Annotated in this window: 20 protein-coding genes; 11 read left to right on the top strand and 9 right to left on the bottom strand. The window is 61.2% G+C overall.

Features of this window, described 5'->3' with window-relative positions; translation table 11 throughout:
- Nucleotides 1-52: 52 nt before the first annotated feature.
- The 4 genes from BMX17_RS25210 to BMX17_RS14650 form a co-directional block, all read right to left on the bottom strand.
- Nucleotides 53-385, bottom strand: a complete 333-nt coding sequence (locus BMX17_RS25210) for a hypothetical protein (RefSeq protein WP_139203532.1) — start codon at nucleotides 383-385, stop codon at nucleotides 53-55.
- A 171-nt stretch (nucleotides 386-556) separates the two neighbouring features.
- Nucleotides 557-1,297, bottom strand: coding sequence for a hypothetical protein (locus BMX17_RS14660; RefSeq protein WP_092661369.1), 741 nt, complete (start codon nucleotides 1,295-1,297; stop codon nucleotides 557-559).
- Between the two features lie 23 nt (nucleotides 1,298-1,320).
- A complete protein-coding gene (locus tag BMX17_RS14655; protein ID WP_092661367.1) occupies nucleotides 1,321-1,581 on the bottom strand; it encodes a hypothetical protein in 261 nt (86 codons plus the stop codon).
- A 1-nt stretch (nucleotide 1,582) separates the two neighbouring features.
- Nucleotides 1,583-2,842 (bottom strand): GTP-binding protein, encoded by a 1,260-nt coding sequence (locus BMX17_RS14650; RefSeq protein WP_092661365.1) that lies wholly within the window; start codon nucleotides 2,840-2,842, stop codon nucleotides 1,583-1,585.
- A gap of 292 nt (nucleotides 2,843-3,134) precedes the next feature.
- Between BMX17_RS14650 and BMX17_RS14645 the strand changes: the two genes are divergently transcribed.
- From BMX17_RS14645 to BMX17_RS14625, 5 genes are read left to right on the top strand one after another with little or no spacing between them, the layout of a single operon-like run.
- Nucleotides 3,135-3,818 (top strand): energy-coupling factor ABC transporter permease, encoded by a 684-nt coding sequence (locus BMX17_RS14645; protein ID WP_092661363.1) that lies wholly within the window; start codon nucleotides 3,135-3,137, stop codon nucleotides 3,816-3,818.
- Nucleotides 3,818-4,132, top strand: a complete 315-nt coding sequence (locus BMX17_RS14640) for a cobalamin transport operon protein (protein ID WP_092661360.1) — start codon at nucleotides 3,818-3,820, stop codon at nucleotides 4,130-4,132. Before BMX17_RS14645 ends, BMX17_RS14640 begins: the two co-directional genes overlap by 1 nt.
- A 6-nt stretch (nucleotides 4,133-4,138) precedes the next feature.
- Nucleotides 4,139-4,954 (top strand): energy-coupling factor transporter transmembrane component T family protein, encoded by an 816-nt coding sequence (locus tag BMX17_RS14635; RefSeq protein ID WP_092661358.1) that lies wholly within the window; start codon nucleotides 4,139-4,141, stop codon nucleotides 4,952-4,954.
- Nucleotides 4,951-5,829, top strand: coding sequence for an energy-coupling factor ABC transporter ATP-binding protein (locus tag BMX17_RS14630; protein ID WP_092661356.1), 879 nt, complete (start codon nucleotides 4,951-4,953; stop codon nucleotides 5,827-5,829). Before BMX17_RS14635 ends, BMX17_RS14630 begins: the two co-directional genes overlap by 4 nt.
- Complete coding sequence (locus BMX17_RS14625; protein ID WP_092661354.1) at nucleotides 5,810-6,535, top strand: DUF1405 domain-containing protein; 726 nt, start codon at nucleotides 5,810-5,812, stop codon at nucleotides 6,533-6,535. The genes BMX17_RS14630 and BMX17_RS14625 overlap by 20 nt, the downstream gene beginning before the upstream one ends.
- A gap of 214 nt (nucleotides 6,536-6,749) precedes the next feature.
- On the opposite strand, the gene BMX17_RS27705 is transcribed toward BMX17_RS14625, so the two are convergent.
- Together BMX17_RS27705 and BMX17_RS14615 are read right to left on the bottom strand one after the other, a co-directional pair.
- On the bottom strand, nucleotides 6,750-7,088 hold the full coding sequence (locus tag BMX17_RS27705; protein WP_092661352.1) for a DUF7471 family protein: 339 nt from the start codon (nucleotides 7,086-7,088) through the stop codon (nucleotides 6,750-6,752).
- A gap of 46 nt (nucleotides 7,089-7,134) precedes the next feature.
- The gene (locus BMX17_RS14615; protein ID WP_092661350.1) at nucleotides 7,135-8,385 is read right to left on the bottom strand and encodes an outer membrane protein assembly factor BamB family protein; all 1,251 of its coding nucleotides are present in this window, start codon (nucleotides 8,383-8,385) and stop codon (nucleotides 7,135-7,137) included.
- 101 nt (nucleotides 8,386-8,486) lie between these two features.
- Between BMX17_RS14615 and BMX17_RS14610 the strand changes: the two genes are divergently transcribed.
- Nucleotides 8,487-9,872 (top strand): hypothetical protein, encoded by a 1,386-nt coding sequence (locus BMX17_RS14610; RefSeq protein WP_092661348.1) that lies wholly within the window; start codon nucleotides 8,487-8,489, stop codon nucleotides 9,870-9,872.
- A gap of 62 nt (nucleotides 9,873-9,934) precedes the next feature.
- On the opposite strand, the gene BMX17_RS14605 is transcribed toward BMX17_RS14610, so the two are convergent.
- Nucleotides 9,935-10,285 (bottom strand): DUF7471 family protein, encoded by a 351-nt coding sequence (locus BMX17_RS14605; protein ID WP_092661346.1) that lies wholly within the window; start codon nucleotides 10,283-10,285, stop codon nucleotides 9,935-9,937.
- Nucleotides 10,286-10,396: 111 nt separating this feature from the next.
- On the opposite strand from BMX17_RS14605, the gene BMX17_RS14600 reads away from it, so the two are divergent.
- A complete protein-coding gene (locus tag BMX17_RS14600; RefSeq protein WP_092661344.1) occupies nucleotides 10,397-11,680 on the top strand; it encodes a DUF7405 family protein in 1,284 nt (427 codons plus the stop codon).
- Between the two features lie 13 nt (nucleotides 11,681-11,693).
- Here the strand turns inward: BMX17_RS14600 and BMX17_RS14595 are convergent, their stop codons facing one another.
- On the bottom strand, nucleotides 11,694-12,878 hold the full coding sequence (locus tag BMX17_RS14595; protein WP_139203531.1) for a hypothetical protein: 1,185 nt from the start codon (nucleotides 12,876-12,878) through the stop codon (nucleotides 11,694-11,696).
- 113 nt (nucleotides 12,879-12,991) lie between these two features.
- On the opposite strand from BMX17_RS14595, the gene BMX17_RS14590 reads away from it, so the two are divergent.
- Nucleotides 12,992-14,062 carry an iron transporter gene (locus tag BMX17_RS14590; RefSeq protein WP_092661340.1) on the top strand — a complete coding sequence of 357 codons (1,071 nt, stop codon included), beginning with the start codon at nucleotides 12,992-12,994 and terminating at the stop codon, nucleotides 14,060-14,062.
- 36 nt (nucleotides 14,063-14,098) lie between these two features.
- Here BMX17_RS14590 and BMX17_RS14585 read toward each other — a convergent pair whose 3' ends face one another.
- Entirely contained in the window at nucleotides 14,099-14,686 is a 588-nt protein-coding gene (locus BMX17_RS14585) for a hypothetical protein (RefSeq protein WP_342027700.1), read from the bottom strand.
- Nucleotides 14,687-14,992: 306 nt separating this feature from the next.
- Between BMX17_RS14585 and BMX17_RS14580 the strand changes: the two genes are divergently transcribed.
- The 3 genes from BMX17_RS14580 to BMX17_RS27520 all read left to right on the top strand — a co-directional run bounded on the left by BMX17_RS14580 (nucleotide 14,993) and on the right by BMX17_RS27520 (nucleotide 17,924).
- Entirely contained in the window at nucleotides 14,993-15,532 is a 540-nt protein-coding gene (locus BMX17_RS14580) for a winged helix-turn-helix transcriptional regulator (RefSeq protein ID WP_092661338.1), read from the top strand.
- A 225-nt stretch (nucleotides 15,533-15,757) separates the two neighbouring features.
- A complete protein-coding gene (locus BMX17_RS14575) occupies nucleotides 15,758-16,276 on the top strand; it encodes a COX15/CtaA family protein (RefSeq protein WP_092661335.1) in 519 nt (172 codons plus the stop codon).
- A 34-nt stretch (nucleotides 16,277-16,310) separates the two neighbouring features.
- Complete coding sequence (locus tag BMX17_RS27520) at nucleotides 16,311-17,924, top strand: transposase (RefSeq protein ID WP_170845423.1); 1,614 nt, start codon at nucleotides 16,311-16,313, stop codon at nucleotides 17,922-17,924.
- Nucleotides 17,925-18,154: the final 230 nt, after the last annotated feature.

Below are 18,154 nucleotides of genomic sequence, written 5' to 3'. Positions count from 1 at the left end.
TCCGGCAGCCCCAGCCGCGGCACTGCCGAGCAGTTGTCGTCTGGAACAGGCTCTACGCATCGACGATCACCGACCGATTGGACCTGGAGACTGCCCGTACTGAACCGGAAGACGCGCGTGACTCCGCGCGATTTTTCCATACATCTCCTTCTGTCTCGTTTAGTATCACATGAGTGCCACCACGCCCCCTCAGGTAATCAATTTTGGTTTGATTAACTAAATTATATTTGTAAAAGGTCGGCCGTTGGCGCACGACGGAGATGGAATACCGTGGGTGATCTTCCACTGGATTGCGCATCGCGGCCGATAGGCCGGTACCAGATATCTCCATTACACCGTCCATCGCCTTCTCCTTCGACTGCTGAGTGGTCATATCCTGCTGCATCGCGGTTATTATCTTTATACTCTTTTCTAATAAGAGTTGTTAATAATTACTACTACTTTATTACACTGGTGACTCGAGAACGGATGTGTCTCGCTTTGAGAACGACCGATGAACGGCGAACAAGAAGGGAATATCCTATGATAGATCCTGAAGCTCGGAAACGACGGTATTTCAGGTATCGAACGTTCCAGTGCGTGCGATGACGTGACCCTCGTGACAGCGGCAGTTACACCGGAAGAAATCGGCTGCATAGCCGTTTCGCCGAAAGCTACGAACAATGCCGATGCCAGACGCGACGCTTTCGACTTCGACGTTGACGACGGATCGCCGACCGCTATCGAGTGCTGCTTTCGCTTCTCTCACCGGCAGGCGCTCACTCTGGAGGGCCTCGAGCAATATCGTCTCTATCGTCCATCCGTTGAGCGTGGGAATCTCTCCAGCCGACATCGCCGTCTCTATTATCTCGTTTTCATAGAGGTATTCCGCGAGTTCGAGACCGTCGAAGGCCCCAAGCCGATCTCGATCATCCTCTTCGAACCGGTTGACCACGAGGAACGTGTCCAGAGCATGACGGTCTGCGACCGTTCCGTACGGGGCCACCTGATCTAACGTCTCGGGCGTCGCGACGACAAATGCTGTATCGAGCGCGTCGGCCGCGGTCGCAAGTACGTCCACACCAGCGTCGTAGTCGAGGATCGCCCAGCTGATACCGAGCGTACCGCTGTCCATCGTCGAGACCTGTGGCTGATCGAAGAAGCCTGCTGCCTCACCGGTAATCTCGACCGCTGTTCGCTCAGTGAGCCGATCTGCCGCTAGCGTAGCGACTGTCGTCTTGCCGACGCCTTCGGGACCGACGAATCCGATCCGCTTGTGATCGTGATCGAACTGTTGCTGTCCACCTACAACGACCATACGTCCCGATTCAAGTCCCAAACTCATCGTCGAGCTTGCTTTCTGATGGCGGGATCGACCGCTCGATCGGCGGCGATCGTTTCCAGAGCGTCGGTCGCACCCAGGGCCTCCAACTCCGCGACGGCATCTCGGCGAAAGACACCGTGGAGGCCGTTCGTTCGCGTGATCGTTTTGAGTTGTCTGACTGCATCGAGGCGTCCGAGTTCACGAATCGCCTCACGACGCGTCTCACGCGGTGCGGACTTCGTGACGGCTCGTTGGAAGCAGGTACTTGCACTGGGCATCTTAGTCTGCCAGCCCCACTTCCTCGGCGCTCTCGTCGTCGGCCGGTTCGTCCTCGTCGTCGGTCGTGAAGACTGGGAACAGGTCGTCGAACGCCGTCCAGTCGGCGTCCATTTCGGCCTCTGTGAGCAGCGCATCGGTCAGTGATTCGCGCACTGTGTCGTGGTCCATGTCGGTCCCGATGAGCACCAGCCGTGACGAGCGGTCACCGTACTCGGGATGCCAGTTCGCTTCGAGTTCGGGATACGTGTCGAGATACTCCTGTTGTTCTTTCTCCGAGAGAGCCGCGATCCACTGGCCGGCTGGTTCGATGCGGATCGACTGGCCGGCGACGTTCAGCCCGAGCCCCATCTCTTCACGGCCGGCGAGCCAGAAGCGACCCTTCGAGCGCACGACGTTCGGAGGGAACTCGTTCAACACCTCAGCGAAGCGCTCCGGGTGGAACGGCCGCCGTGACTCGAAGACGAACGAGGTAACGCCGTGTTCTTCCTCGGCGGACTCGTGTGGCTCTTCGAGTTCCTGCATCCAACCGGCCGACTGGCTCGCTGCCTCGAAGTCGAACCGGCCCGTGTCGACGATATCGTCGGGATCGACACGACCGTGTTCCGTCCGGATGATCTTCGCCCGTGGCTGCAGGGTCTCGATCATCGCTTCGATTTTGTCGAGGGTGTCCTCGTCGACGAGGTCACACTTGTTGAGCAACAGGACATCACAGAACTCGATTTGCTCGACGAGGAGATTCCCGAGGTCCTTCTCGGTGTCGCCATCCATGAGCGACTCCTCGGAGTCGAACGTCGTCCAGAACTGGTGGGCGTCGACGACAGTGACTGTCGTGTCGAGGTCGTAGTAGTCCATCACCTCGATACCCGTCTCCTCGTAGAACTCCGTGGGGTCCAGATCGGCCTGGTCGAATCCCATCGTGAGCGTCTGCGCCACGGGCAGCGGTTCGGCGACGCCCGTCGACTCGATGACAAGGTAATCGAAGTCGTGCGCCTGCGCGAGTTTTGCGAGCGCGTCAAGCAGGTCACCACGAAGTTCACAGCAGATGCAGCCGTTCGACAGTTCGACGAGTTCCTCATCGTCTTCGGAGATGTCCGAGTGTTCCGCGACGCGGTCGGCGTCGACGTTCACTTCACCCATGTCGTTGACGAGCACCGCGATGTCTGCGGCTCGCTGTTCGGTAAGCAGGTGATTCAGCGTGGTCGTCTTCCCCGCACCGAGGTTACCGCTCAAGACGGTGACCGGGATTGAGTCTCGACTCATTGCGTTATTAACGCTAGCGACTATTTTATTTAAAATTGGCTATTTTATATACGCTTTTAATATCACTAAGGTTTTATATTTGCAATTTCCGAGTCTCTACCCAGGGCTTCAGTCTTCTTGATCCGGTTAGCGGGATATTTTGGGCCGATTCCGGACTGATTCGATAATGCCTGACATGGGAATGTAGACGCTGGCAGTAACAAATCTATAACCAAAATCTGGAATCAATAATAACTACTATGGCTCTAGAGCGTAGATTTATTATATCTGTACTCTAGATTGCTAACTACACATGGCACACATTCATCTCGGCGAGGGGTCGTTCCCGTTGTGGGCGCTGGCCCTCTGGACGGCCGTCGGCGTCGGACTGATCAGTATCGTCGTCTATCGCGTCCGGAAAGGCGGCATCAAAACTCAGCACATCGCGCTCGCGGGCATCGGCGCGGCCGCGAGTTTCGCGGTCTTCCAACTCAACCTGCCCGTGTGGGGCGGCATCCACATGAACCTCACCGGGCTGGTCGGCATCCTCGCAGGTCCGACCCTCGGGGCACTCGTTGCACTCGTCGTCAACATCTTCTCGGCCGCACTCGGCCACGGTGCGGTCGGCCTGCTCGGGGCGAACACGCTCGTGAACGCCACGGAAGCCATCGTCGCCTACTACATCTTCAAGACGCTGCTGGGGATGGACTGGGACGTCTTCCCCGCGAGTGCCGGTGCCGCAACCATCGGTCTCTCGGCCGGCGCTATCCTGATGGGTGCGATCATCGTCATCAGCGGCGTCAACGGCAGCGCACTCCCACGCGCGGACCTGACGGTCGCTGTGGCTGGCCTCGTCGGCCTCAACCTCGGCGTCGCCGTCATCGAGGGTATCCTGACCGGCTTCATCGTCCAGTTCCTCGCGTCGGTTCGACCCGACCTCGTGGGACTGACCGACCGCCAGCGCGGTGAGGACGAACCCGCAGGGGTGACCGCCTGATGCAGCGCTGGAAACAGTACGGCAGTCTCGCAGCGCTGTTCGCGGTCGCCGTTGCGGCTGGGTTGTGGGGCTTCAGAGCGACTGGCGGTGCGCTGCCCTGGGCCAAGCGGTCTGCCAAGGCGCTCCAACGCGGCGTGAAAGAAGGGGGCGGCTCGCTCGTCGATCTCGGCCGGGGCGTCATCATCGCCGGCCCGATTCGCAAGGGCGGCATGGTTCTGGAGTTCGTCGGGCTGGTCGTCCTGCTGGTCGTCGTGGGCGTCGCTCTCTACATCTACGCCGACCGGTATCGCGGCCGGAACAATAAGGCGGCCTGACAGCTGATGACGACGCTCTCGAACCACGTTCCGGACCCGCGACTCATCACGGCCTACGCGGAACACCGCGATAGCCCACTGCATCGCGTCAACCCGTGGACGAAGTTCGGCATCGTCGGCGCGCTCGTGCTAACGGTGACGGTGGCAGACGCGCTGGCGATCCTGGTGGGCGTGTACGCCGCGACGCTGGTCGTGTACGGCGTCGCCGGCCTGCCGTACAAACGCCTGGCGCTCTGGTACACGCTGCCGTTGCTGTTCATCGTCTCCGTCGCGGGCCCGCTCGCCTTTCTCGAACCTGGGACACCAATCGGCGGTGCGCTCGGGACGCCGCTCGGAGAACTATCGGTCACGTGGGAGGGTGCAATCCTCTTCGCGGAGCTGTCCTGCCGGTCGCTGACCGTCGTGACGTTCGCGCTCACCGCGACGATGACGACCCGGTACGCCGACATCGCGTACCTGCTCGGGCGGACGCTTCCGAGTCCGATCGACCAGGTCGCGCTGCTGACCTACCGGTTCACGTTCGTCATGATCGAGACGCTCGAAGACCTCGTCAAGGCCGTTCTCGCACGCGGGGCGAGTCTCTCGGAGTTCTGGGCGAACCGGCGCACCTACGCACGCATCCTCGGCATGACGCTGTTGACGGCCATCGAGCGGTCCGAGCGGCTCGTCAAGTCGATGGAGGCCCGCGGCTACGACGGCGACATCACGCTCTACGGTGACGTTCCGCGCCCGCCCCTCCGTGAACTCGTCGCGGTCGTCGCGTGTTACGTCGCCGTCGTCGGCTACGCGCTGGTCGCCGTCTATGGGGTGGTGTCGCTATGAGTAGCGACGAGACGACGGACCCACTCGTGGACCTCCACTGTGAGGCCCACACCTACCCCGACGGGACCGTCGGGATGCACGAGGTCGACTTCCAGGTCTACCCGGACGAGGTTGTCGCACTCGTCGGCGGGAACGGCGCAGGCAAATCGACGCTGATGGAGCACCTGAACGCGACGCTCGTCCCCGACGACGGCGAACTCGTCGTCGATGGTACGCCGATCACAGAGGGTAATAAAGCGCACGCACGGAAGGAAGTCGGCTTCGTCTTCCAGGATGCCGATACACAACTCGTCGCGCCGACCGTGCTGGACGACGTGCTGTTCGGCCTCCAGAACTATGGTGTTCCAGCCGACGAAGCACAGGAACGTGCGCGAGAAGCGTTGGCAACTGTCGACGCGAGCCATCTCGACGACCGGATTCCCCACTACCTGAGTGGTGGGGAAAAACGTCTGGTGGGACTCGCTGGCGTGCTCGTCCTCGAACCCAGCGTGATCGTCCTCGACGAACCGCTTGCTGGCCTCGACCCAGAGCGCTCTCGTTTGGTCGCCGACCGCGTGCGGACGATTCACGAAGAAGGCATCAGCGTCGTCCTCTCGACGCACGACATCGAGTTCGCAGCCGAGATCGCAGACAGGGTATGTGTGATGCACGACGGGAACGTCATCGGGGACGGCACACCACGTGAGGTGTTCTACGACCCCGAATTGCTCGCCAAAGCGAACCTTCACCCACCCAGTGCCGTCCGCGTTGCCCGTGACGCGGGACTCGACACCGAAACGCAACCGGTCACGGAGGCTGAACTCGTCGAACTCCTTACTGGGAGTGAATCAGGACGGACTGCCACGTCGCAACTCGATGGACACAGAACAGACTGACGGCTGGTCCCGGTTTCTCGGGCCACCTATCAGGCGTGTCGAGAATGTGGCACTGGAGTACGCGTGGGTCATCGTCGGCATCAATCTGCTCGGGACAGTCTTCGGCTTCTGGTACTACATTCCTCAGTTCCGTCTCGAGCCACTCGCCGCGTGGCCAGTCGTTCCGGACAGCCCGATGGCAACGTTGTTTATCGCGCTCTCACTGGCACTCTACAAACTCGAGCGGCCGAACGAATACCTGAACGTGCTCGCGTTTTTCGGCTGTCTCAAACTCGGCCTCTGGACGCCGTACGTCCTGACGGTGTTCGCGGATGCATTTCTCGCCACAGTCATGGCACCCCCGCAGATCGTCCCGTTGCTGGGCCAGGCACTCTCGTCGAAGGCGATGTACGGCTTCTTGTTCGTGTCTCATCTCGGGATGGCTGCCGAGGCGTTCCTCGTCCGCAGGTACAGTGCATTCCCGTCCCGTGCGATTCTCGTCGCTGTCGTGTGGTACGGTTTCAACGATCTCGTGGATTATTTCGTCCCAATCGTCGGGACACCACATCATACGCTGCTCCCAGTTGAGCCAATCGTGGACGGAACAGTGCAGCACGTCTCACCAGCCCACGAGATTGCGGCGGCTGGTGCAGTTGTACTAACCATGCTGGCGACGGTGTTGACAGTGGTGATCCATCAGATGAGCGGTCAAACGAGTACTGACTGAGGGATCGATCCGCCTAACGAACGCATATCTCATTGGAATAAAACTGCGAACGTGGCCTCGTGAGGTGACATCTATTCAGGAGGGCATCCGAACCGTAGGTTGACGGTTTGAGGCACCACTGAAAGTATTCAGACCGGGATTTCCACACCTACGGAACATCGAACTGTTCAGTTTGATCCAACGATATTCATCGTTTCGATGTAGTGTACTTCGGTCACGATTCGTACTCTGGCGTGCTATCATCCGATCGCGCTAAATAGACCGCTGCGACGACGAGCGCGACCAACACCACGTCGAGCCCGTGTTCTAGCAAATGATGGTTCGCAGGCGAGAGATATCCCATCGTCGACAAACCTGCAACAGCAGATCGGGCGAACAGCGCAGCGAACGCGCCGACGATCAACAAATATGACCGGGAACGCCGTTGCAAGAATGCAGCGAGTGCTAAGCCGAGCAGCAGGGCAGTTGCGGCAGCAGCAACAGTAAGTATCGTTATGAATGGCAACGACGGACCAGTAGCGGTACCGAAGTGGAGTAGATGCCACTGAATCATAACGCCCCATTTAGAGCCGTCCACCTGTCCGCGTCGGCTTGCGCTGTCACGATCCCTCCGTGTAATCCAGCGACGTGATCCGGCCGTCGCCGTAGATCACGAACACTTCCGCGCCTGGGTCTTCGGTCACGTCTGCGACCGTCGGGAACGTCCAGACTGGCACGTCACGTCGATAGACCGCCAGCTGGCTTCCCGAGTCGGTACTCAGAACCGTGACGGTACCGCCGTTCGTGACCGTCACCAGCTCGGCGGTGCCGTCACCAGTGAGATCACCAACAACCGGTGCCGGAGTCATCGTGTTCTCCTCGGGGCCGAGTCTGGTCGACCAGGCCTGCTCGCCTGAGGTCGCGTTAAGCGCTCCGACGACGTTGCCCGGCTCGCTGAAGTACACTCGCAGCGGACCGTCTCTGCCTGCCGCACCGATTGCGTGGGGCGAGAGCGACGCGCCGCCACGGACCTCGTGTGTCCAGTCCACGCTGCCGTCCACACCATCCAGCGCGGTGACGCCCGCGTCGGACGCCGTGATGACTTCGATGGCCTCGTCGTCGTCGACCTGGCCGACATCGAGTTCTTCGGCGGCTCTGTCGGTCGTCCAGGCCAGCGATCCATCAGCGTTCAGTGCCACGGTGCGCTCGTTGGTCCCGACGACGACTTCCCGCTCTCCGTCCGCATCGATATCGGCGACGGCTGGCGCGGCCCAGACCGTCTCGTTCAGCGAGCGCGTCCAGTACACCTCACCGTCGCCGCCGGCCACGACGACGTGACCGTCGATGTCGCTTGTGACGATTTCCGGTCCGGACGCGGCCGTGACGTTCCCAACAGTTGGCTTCGAGTACCCGTACGTGGACAGTGGGATACGAAACTCCTCGGACCCGTCGGCAGCCGAATAGGCGATGGTGGCGTTCCGGATCGTGGCCGCGACGACCTCGGTCGTCCCGTCGCCGTCCACGTCCGCAATCGCGGGCTCGGTCAGTGCGTGCATGAAACAGTCCGCGGGCGGTGTGGTCGTCTGCCAGCCCACCCCGCCGTCGCCTGGCGCGAGGCGATTGAGGGAACATGAAGTCGGCGAGAGACGCGAGTTGTCGGCCGCGATGGTCGCGACCGGCGCGACTATCACGTCGCCGTCAGGCCCGATCCCGACTGCATGGTGGTTGACCGTGTTGTTACGGTCTGTGTCGCTGATCCAGCGTTCGGTGAGTTGCCCGTCTGGTGTCCCGCCCCCTCCGAGCGTGAGAATGGCGATGCCCGCTAGAACGACCACCAGCCCTGTGAGGACGACACCGGTCACGGGTCGCATACCCGGAACCCCGTCCGGAGAACGGGAAAACACTTTGTCCCGGAGACGGGTTTCGAGAATCGGACCACCGGACCTTTCACGCGGAGTTCCCGATAGCCGGTATGGGCCGTTGGACGCGCTGGCTTGTCGTCTGGTGTGGGTACTACGCCCTTGTCGGGGCCGCAAGTGCACATACCATCGGCCGCTCCCGGTTCGGCGCGCCGCTTCCTCTGGAGTTGCTCTACGCAGGGGCTGGTGGAACGGTCGTCCTCACCGCCGTCTGGCTCGGGGTTACCGACGGCGAGACGACCCACGCGCATCCTCAAACCGTGGGCGCACTTTCACCGTCGGCTGGGACAGTCCTCAGAGGCGTCGCACGAGTCTCCTTCCTCGCACTGTTCGTTGCCGCACTCGGGCACGGCTTCGCTGGACGGCAGGTCGCTGCGGAGAACCTGGCGACGGTGTTCGTGTGGCCGATCTGGCTCAAAGGTGTGGGCTTGCTGGCGATTCTCTTTGGCTCGCCGTGGCGTGTCCTCTCGCCCTGGGAGTCGCTATACGACCTGCTCGTCGCTCTCGAAGGTGAAGAGTTGGCGGTAGTCGGTAGTTTGCCATCGTGGCTCGGTGCATGGCCGGCTGTCGTCGGATTCGTCGTCGGGATCGGAGTCGTCGAAAACCTGACCGTCATCATTCGCTCGCCACGGATGACGGTCCTGCTGGTCGCTAGCTACACACTCGTCATGCTGATCGGGGCCGTCGCGTTCGGCCGCGAGTGGTTCGAGCGTGCAGACACGCTGACGGTGCTCTACGAGCTGTTCGCTCGCGTTGCACCGATTCTGTTCCAGCAAACCGACACCGGCGGGTATCGCGTTCGGTTCCGAACGCCCTGGTCGGGGTGTACGACGCCCGTGGCCGGCGTCTCGCTCGTCATCTTCGTGATCGCGGCCGTCTACACCGTCAGCTTCGACGGCTTTAGCGAGTCGACCGCCTATCAGACCCTCCTGTTCGGGACGCGGGAGCTGCTCGGCATTGGCCCGCTCGTCAGCCTTCTCGTCTACCTCACGGGACTGCTCGCGTTCGTCGGGAGTTTCGCGCTGGCCGCCGTCGCCGTCGAGGCACTGGCGACCGGCGACGCGAGCAACTGGATCGCCACCGCCCGCGCGTTCGCCCCGACCGTCGTTCCCATCGCTGCGGCGTACGAAGTCGCGCACAACTACCCGTTCGTCCTCCGGAACGTCGGCCAATTGCTGACTATCGCAATCGAGTTTGTCGCGGCGAGCGGGACGACGATTTCCCTGCTGGGATGGCTGTCAGTTCCGGTGTTCTGGGCTTCACAGGTCCTCCTCATCGTCGGTGGCCACGTCGTCGCCGTCGTCGCCGCCCACCGCGTCGCCGTCGACCGCTACGAGACGCTCACACTGGCGCGCCGGGGGCACCTTCCGCTCGTCGTCGTGATGGTCGGGTACACCGTCCTCTCGCTGTGGATCGTCTCTCGTCCGTTCGCGTCGTAGACCCGGTCGAGCCGACGCTTCGCCGGCCTGAATCGGAAGGGACTGCCGTACGTCCATATCGATCACACCGTCTCCTCAGGTGCGGACGATCCCGAACCGCTCCGGTACACAGCGTACAGAACCAGGAGCGCAATGAGGAAATCGAGCAAGTGTGCGATGACGTGATGAACGGTCATCGGGACGACGCCGAAGACAGTGCCCCAGCCGACGACGGTCCGGGTCGCGAGTGCCCCCAGCGCCAGGCAGATCAGCAGGTATCGCCGCTGGAGGCGTCTGGTATAAGCGACGACCGAGAGGACGAACAGTGATAGCGTTCCGAGTCCAGCGAGGAGCAGTCCAGCGACGAGTAGCGGGACGAATTCCGGCGTGACCCAGTCCGCAGGGAAATCGACTGCGAGTATATCCAGTGCCATCTGTCTCGCCTCGTCGTTACAGGGTTGGCGTATTGAGCCACACGGTGGTCCAGGACGGGATTCGACGGTCGCACCAGAACGCACATTCCGCGTTCGTCCCTAGCCCACCCGATGTCAGAAGACCGCGACCGTGGGATTTCGCGGCGGGCGTTCGCCAAGTCCGCCGTGGCGATCGGGGGGACGGCCGCGCTCTCGGCCTGTCTGGACTGGTTCGGTGGCCCGGACGTACCACAGGGGCCGTCGGATCTGTCGACGCTCCCGACCCGTCAGCACGCCTGGAACGACGCCCTCTCGACCGACCAGCACGGCAACGTGGTCACGCCGCGCCACCACGTCCTGCTTCTGGTGAATTACGACGGCAGCGGTCGGCCGTCCGACGGCGACCGCGAACAGATCGAACGGGCGTTCCGAAGTCTCGAACACGCCTATCGGCGCGGGAACGACGGTCTCCTCTTTACGGTGGGATATACGCCGTCGTACTTCGAGCGGTTCGACGGGTCGCTCCCCGATGCCGTCGACCTGCCGGCACCAGCGGCGATGGCTCCCTTCGAGGACCCCGACTTCGACACGCCCGACGCTATTGTCCACCTCGCCAGCGACTACTCGCAGGTCGTCCTCGCCGCCGAGGAAGCGCTGAAGGGCAACCAATCGGAACTCAACGGTGTCGAGATGAACGGCTCCTTCGACGGCGTCTTCTCCGTCGCGGATCGGCGGACGGGGTTCATCGGCGAGGGACTGCCGGCCGAACACGACGACGTGGACGGCGTGCCCGAGGGCGAGGTGCCCGAGGAGTCGCCGCTGTACATGGGCTTCAAATCGGGCTTCGAGAAGAACCAGGCCAGCGAGGACCGGGTGACGATTCGGGAGGGCCCATTCGCCGGCGGCACGACACAGCACCTCTCGCTCATCCGACTCCATCTCCAGCAGTGGTACGAACAGGACAGTCGCTTCCATCGGGTGGCCACGATGTTCTGCCCCGCTCACGCCCAGAACGACACGGTCGAGGGCGTCGGCGACAACCTCGGGGATTCGAGCAAGATGACCGAGACGGGGTGTCCCGCACACACGACCGAGGACGCACGGGAGAAAGGCGTCGTGGGCCACTCACAGAAGACCGCACGCGCTCGCGAGGACGACTCGCCGATCATCCTCCGCCGGGACTTCGACTCGACCATCGGCGACCGGGCGTCGCTGCACTTCCTCTCGCTCCAGCGCGGGATCGGCGACTTCGTACAGACTCGTGAGGCGATGAACGGCACCGACGTGGCCGACGAATCGGCCGTCGGCCAGCGCACGAACAACGGCATCCTCCAGTACATGACCGTCGAACGCCGCGGGAACTACCTACTCCCGCCCCGACAGCACCGCTCGCTACCGACCCCAAACCCGAAGTGAGGTTCGCGGCGGCTCAGGCCGTCGGGGCCGCACAGGTGCCACCGCCTGTACTGGCATCGTCGTCGGTCTCGCCGACGGGATCAGTCGACCGGAGGAAACTCCAGAGTAGCATCGACACTGCACCAGCGAAAAAGAGGCCGCCGACCGGTGAAGTGGGGTCCATGAACGCCCAGTAGACCGGGCTGGCCGCGGTGCCGAAGGCCGCGCCCACGACACCGTACATCGCCGGGGCGCAGCAACAGCAGGCAGTCGCGCCCGAGGAGACGACGGCACCCACGGACGCTCCGCCGGAGTCGACCTCGCGGGTCACCTGCCACTGCTGGGTGATCGACGCCGCGTTCAGCGCGATCAGACCGCCCAGGATCAGGGTCAACAGGACCGTCCCGATAGACACGTACCCCGCCAACGGGATAGCGGGGACGTAGAACTCCAGAGCCGGCCAGTAGACCAGCGGGCTCCCGACTCGGAACAGTCGGACGAACCCCTCTCCGCTCATCCCGACGCCGAGGTCGGGGTTCAGGGTCAGCGACCCCGCCGAGAACGCGAAAAAGCCGGCGAAGGCCAGGAGTGCGAGTCCGCCGACCCGACGGGGCCACCGCCGCCCCAGGAGGAGGCGAACCCGCTCGCGGCGCTCCGTCCAGAGGACGTAGCCGATCGTCGCGGGCACAGCGGCCGCGATCAAATACCCGACGGGATTCGTGAGCCCGCCGGCGGGAAGGAGTGCGGGATAGACGACCCACGCGGCCAGCAGGACGCCTAGCGCGGTGTAGCGAGGTCGGCGAGGCCAGTAGCGAATCCCCAACAGCAGACTGCCGACGACCATCCCCGTCCCGGCGAGCAGGTTCAGCACCTCGAACCAGCCGGTCCAGTCGGGAGCCGTCGGCGGTGTCACCTGAATCTCGACGAGGCCGATGCTCCCGAACAGTACCAACACGAGTCCGACCACGAGGACGGGCAGCGAGTAGTATCTGGCTCGGTCGGCCCGGAGCAACCGGACACTCAGCCCGCCGGCAGCGAGTCCGACCACGACGAAAACGAGAAGGACCCAATGGGGCGTGCCAGCATGTGTGGTGCCGGTATGGGCCTGGACGCCCGGGACGATCTGGAGCGTGACGAAGGCGACGATAGCAGCGGGGATCGACCGCCGAATCCAACGCGCCCGACCGCCGGTTTCTCCCGTCGTCTGCATCCCTGCCATTTCGTGTTCGTTCCCGAGTCCGGATCAAGAGGATTCTGGTCCACCTCTCGAAATCCGTCGATTCGACGGTCGTACCAGAATTTCTTTTCCAGGGGACCCCCGAACGAACGGTAATGAAACGCAGACAGTATCTCGCCGTTCTCGGGACGGGGAGCGTCGCGAGTGTCGCGGGGTGTATGGGGTTGCTGGAGACGGAGCAGCGATCGGTACGCATGCCGCCGCTGGTTGACAACCGACCGTCGGCAGTGTACATCCCGACCCACGTCGAGGGGATGGAGATGGCGGGGATGAAGGAAGCAAGCCGGCTTCGACTCGCGCTCTCCTACAGTTTCCCGCACCGGTTCTGGACTGTCGACATCGACCGGACGAATCAGGTGTCGGTCCAGTCCGACGACTCGGCTCACCTGATGGTGAGCGTCTGGGATGGTGAGACGAATACGGTAATTCCCACATCGAACGCGTCGGTAACGGTCACACAGAACGGGAGTACGGTCACACAGAAGGATATGTGGCCGATGCTCTCTCAGAACATGGGCTTTCACTACGGTGACAACGTCCAGCTGGATGGCGACGGCACCTACGAGGTCAACGTTCGGTTCGGTCCCGTCGGGACGCGTCGGACCGGTGCATTCCGGGATCAGTTCGGTGAACAGGCAACACCCGCGTTCACGATGGAATTCAGCCAGTCGAAACTGGAAGCGCTCATGTTCGAGCGACTCAGTGATCGCGAGGGGAACCGCGGCGCGGTAGCCCCGATGGACATGGAGATGATGCCGATTCCACAACTCCCGAAGCCGGACGGGATGCCAGGATCGATCCTCGGGACTGGGACCAGCGGTGACGCGAAATTCGTCGCGACGGTACTCGATTCGCCGCCGGCCGGCGTCGAGGGATCGGGCTCGTATCTCGCCGTGTCGGCGCGGACGCCGCACAATCGGTTCCCGATTCCGATGATGTCGATGACGGCCACTGTCTCCGGGGGCGACGAGTCGAAGTTCGACGGACCACTGACCAGCACACTCGACCCCAACCTGAAGTACCACTACGGGGCAGTCGTCGACGGGATCGAGTCCGGCGATACCATCACGATCACACCCCAGTCCGTCCCACAGGTCGCACGCCACGAGGGGTACGAGATGGCGTTTCTCGACATGTCGGAGATGGAGCTAACGGTCGAGGGCTAGCATATCGACGGAATATTCATCTTCGCGGAGGTTTCGTTACTCCAGGAATCTCCTGAAGAGGCGAAGTAGAGCGGTGTTGGACTGTTCTCCGCCGTATACTCTGAGGGAATCGACACCCGCGAGCCCGTGTTCCCCGGAATCGTCACGCTCCCAGTACAGCCATGCCGCTTCCTCGCTCCCGTCGAGTCCCGTGTCCTCGACTGGGAACTCCAGAACGAGTGCCTCGTCACTCTCGCCGTGTCCGCTCTCGATTTCGGTCACGTCTCCATCACCCGCCGGTCGCGCACCACCTCCATCTTGCAGATCGAACCGTGAGCCGAACCGATACCGCACCGCCTCTTCAGTCGGGTCGAAGGTCTCTCGCTCGCCGTCACCGTTCAAGTACTCGGTCGGATGGACGGCCACGGACACGGAGTCGTGTTCCGCCAGATCGATGAAATTGTCTTCGTTCTGGGGCTGGATATCGATATCCAACTGCGTCGGAAAGTGTGCAGCCGCGACACCGCTCACGGCCGGGATGGCCGCGGCTCCCACTCCGATACCGACGGCATTCCCGAGCAGCCGTCTTCGGGTAGTAGTCTTCGTCGATACGTCCATGGCCGCCCGCTGTGTCCGGTCGTTCATACTACATTCTTAAATCGATCCGTTTGCCGCATAGCGGTTCTGGCGCGATCACCGAATTCATTTGAGACCAGCCGACTGGATGGGAGACCTCAACTGCGGGATCGTTTGAGGCAGGTGAACGCCGTTCGAGAGCTACACCACGTCCGCTAGTTTCGTCCGTTGTCGGACGCTTCCAGATACGACACCGGTCGCATCTGGTTCGGTCACCGAAACCGGTCGACGGATCGTGAGGTATAGAAGGGGCTCCCGCTATATTGTGGGCAAGAAGCACACGGACCGGATCACTGCTACACCAATAGTCCATAGATGTCTGATACAAGAACGAGTATCGCGTCCGAGATTCGCCGAACGCCGGGGATTCACTTCAACGAACTTACCCGGGCCCTCGATCTCGCACCGGGACAGGTCCAGTACCATCTCAAGAAGCTCACCGGGACCGACGAAGTCGTCGAAGAATCCCTGTACGGACGGACTCACTACTATCCGGCAAACTATGGATCGTGGGAGCGAGGGGCGCTGGCCGTATTACGGAGGGAGACGGCCCGCGATATTCTGGTGTACCTGCTGACCAACGGCCAGACAAGTCCAGCCACCGTCGCGGACGGCGTGGGGATTGCACGAAGTACGCTCGAGTGGCATCTCGATCACCTCGTCGAACAGGACCTCGTCGAAAAGGAGCGCGACCATCGGAATCATGTCACGTTGGTCGTCTCACATCCGAAAGAGACAGCCGAGCTCCTAGGACTGGTCGAGCCATCGGTCGCAGACCGGCTGGTCGATCGGTTCACGCGATTAGTCGACGGACTCCTTGACGGTGGCGCCAACCCGCCTGCGGAAGACCAGTAATCTGGTGTGTGTTCATTCGTCTCACCGGCACCACACTCGAATTCTGAGTGATAGGGGTCCGTAAAATCGGCTGCACAACCGAAAGTCGAACGAATCTGCCGATCCCGATTCCGAGGATATAGCCGTCGAACGTATCGTTCCAGTCTACCAAGTGGCCAGTGATTACAATTCGATGGGTGGACCAGAATCCGCTTTGTTATCGGAGCTCACACTTCGAGTTGTGGTATGAAACAGGCACAGTTGTTTTCGTCATCTCGGAGGGCAATCGTTCGCGGAATCAGCTATCACCAACTGGCTCTGACTACACTGATCGGAACATACCTCCTCATGATTCTCGGAGCTTACACGAGCGCGATTGGGGCCGGTCTGGCGTGTCCTGACTGGCCGGCCTGTTATGGCACTCTCGTTCCGTTCTTGCATCCAGAAATTATCGCGAGTTCACCGTATTCGGGACTCCAGATCTTCGCCGAATGGGCCCACCGTACCCTGGCTGTAATCATCGGACTGTTAATTATCTCGACAGCATTCACTGCCTGGTATACACGTGACAGTGCCCTCGTAAGGGGGCCTGCTGTATTCGCTGCCCTATTGTTACCATTCCAGGTTATTCTGGGCGGACTTACTGTCACAGCATCGTTGGCACCCATCGTCGTGACATCCCATCTCGCGACAGCGACATTGATACTGATTGCACTGACAGCGACGACAGTTGCAAGTTGGCCCTCGATTGTTATCACTCACTGACAGTGTATTTTGAGATGATTTCAGGTTCTACGTAATGGAGTGTACAACGGACCCGTACTCTGCCCGCGATAGTCGGATGACTGATGCCTACACGACTGGCATCGCGATACACGATGACCTTCGGGATGGCGAGTCGCTTTCTGGTGCCGTAAGCGACGCACCAATGCGGACTAGGACACTCGACGACGCGTATCCTGACTGGCACCCTGCGCCGGACTCGTTTCGTGGGATGCTCCGACTGTTCATCTACCGAGAGATCACGGGCGATAGCTACCGCTCCTTGGCTCAGTGCCAAGAGCTGGCCGACGCGTTTGGACTGCATCACATCCCCGACGAATCAGTGCTCTCCCGAACGTGGCGTAATCGCTTCAACGATGAGGTCCGCGAATTCATCACTATCGGTGCCCACTTCGTCGTCAAAGAAGTCCACGATCGCGGGCCGGCCATCCCGGCTGTCCGCCCGAAAGATGAGGTTGTTGACCACGAGACTGAATCTGGAGAAGACGATTCCAAAACGGAACGAAAGTTCACAGACGAGCAGATTCACCGGACGACACGCCTCGCCCGTAACCACGGCTTCGATGGGTTCGATTCCGGCCGAGCACACAACACATCCTACGGAGACACTCAGTTTTTCGAGTTGCAGACGTTCATGGGGATGGTTGGCTGTGGCACTGCCCAAGGCGCGGCCCGCTTCCAGTACCGGCGCGGTGAGGAGTACGGCCCCCACGGCGATACTCACCTCCGATCGGTCAAACAATTCGAGTCGGATAGTCTGATCGACGGATTTGACGCAGCCAGCGACCGCCTGCTCTCGGTAATCGCCGAGGAAACCTCATTCCGGCGGCCGGTGACCGTAGCGATCGACATTACGACCGTCCCATACTACGGTGAGGTCGAGGAGATGCCGATGGTCAACGGCATGCGAGGGGAAGAGAAACGCGCGTTCAAATTTGCGACGCTGTCAATCGTCGGCGAGAATATTCCGTTCGTTCTGGCGATCGAACCAGTCCGAGAGAGTTCAGCGTGGGACAAGAATCGGTCAAATCAGGTTCATCAGACCGTCCGACGACTCGTCCAACGTGCGAAGAAGCACGTACCGATTGAGACCGTCCTCTGTGACCGCGAATTTGATTCAGCAGGCGTGTTTCAGGCCCTCACCAACCTTAACGTAAATTATCTGATTCCCACACGGATCTCCAGCACTGAACGGGAGGCGATCGAGATAATGGACGAAGATGGACGTAATGTGGCCGTTGAGAAGGCGTCTATCGATGTTGAATCGGGCACGCACGCGATGCGATTTCTTTACGTCCCGTCGACGAACGGCGATGGGACAGCAGTCTTCGCGACGAATCTCTCCGTTGGTCCAGACGAAGCCGAATCGTTCTGTCGGCGGTACAGCCGGCGGTGGCAGATCGAAAACGAATACAAGTCCATCAAGAACGATTTCCTCGCGAGCACGTCCTCGAAAGACTATCGGGTTCGGTTGTTCTACTTCGTGTTCGCGGTGCTGCTCCACAATATCTGGCGGCTCACGGACTTTCTGCTGAAGGCAGCCGTAGACAGAGAGATGGACTACGCACCCGTGCTGACTGCCGGCGAATGCGTTGAATTGGTATCCTCAGGCCTTATTCCCGCGGATTAGCGCCGACACCACCCGATCGGTTGGCGTTCGGGAGTGAGTGGCAACGCTCTGCTGAGCGCGTCTCAAACACCTGTGTTGAGACGAAGTGGCGATATTAGCTCAAATTATGGTTGGTTTTAGATATCTTCGCGTCCCTATTCCATCACTCACCGGCGAAATCTGGCCGTGAGATTGGTATCCTCCGAAACTGTGGAACAAGACACCGGCGAGAATGGATATAGCGATATATG

Origin of the sequence: Halorientalis persicus (genome assembly GCF_900110215.1) — an archaeon.
In the GTDB taxonomy this organism is placed as follows: domain Archaea; phylum Halobacteriota; class Halobacteria; order Halobacteriales; family Haloarculaceae; genus Halorientalis; species Halorientalis persica.
This window is presented reverse-complemented; position numbering and strand designations above follow the sequence as displayed.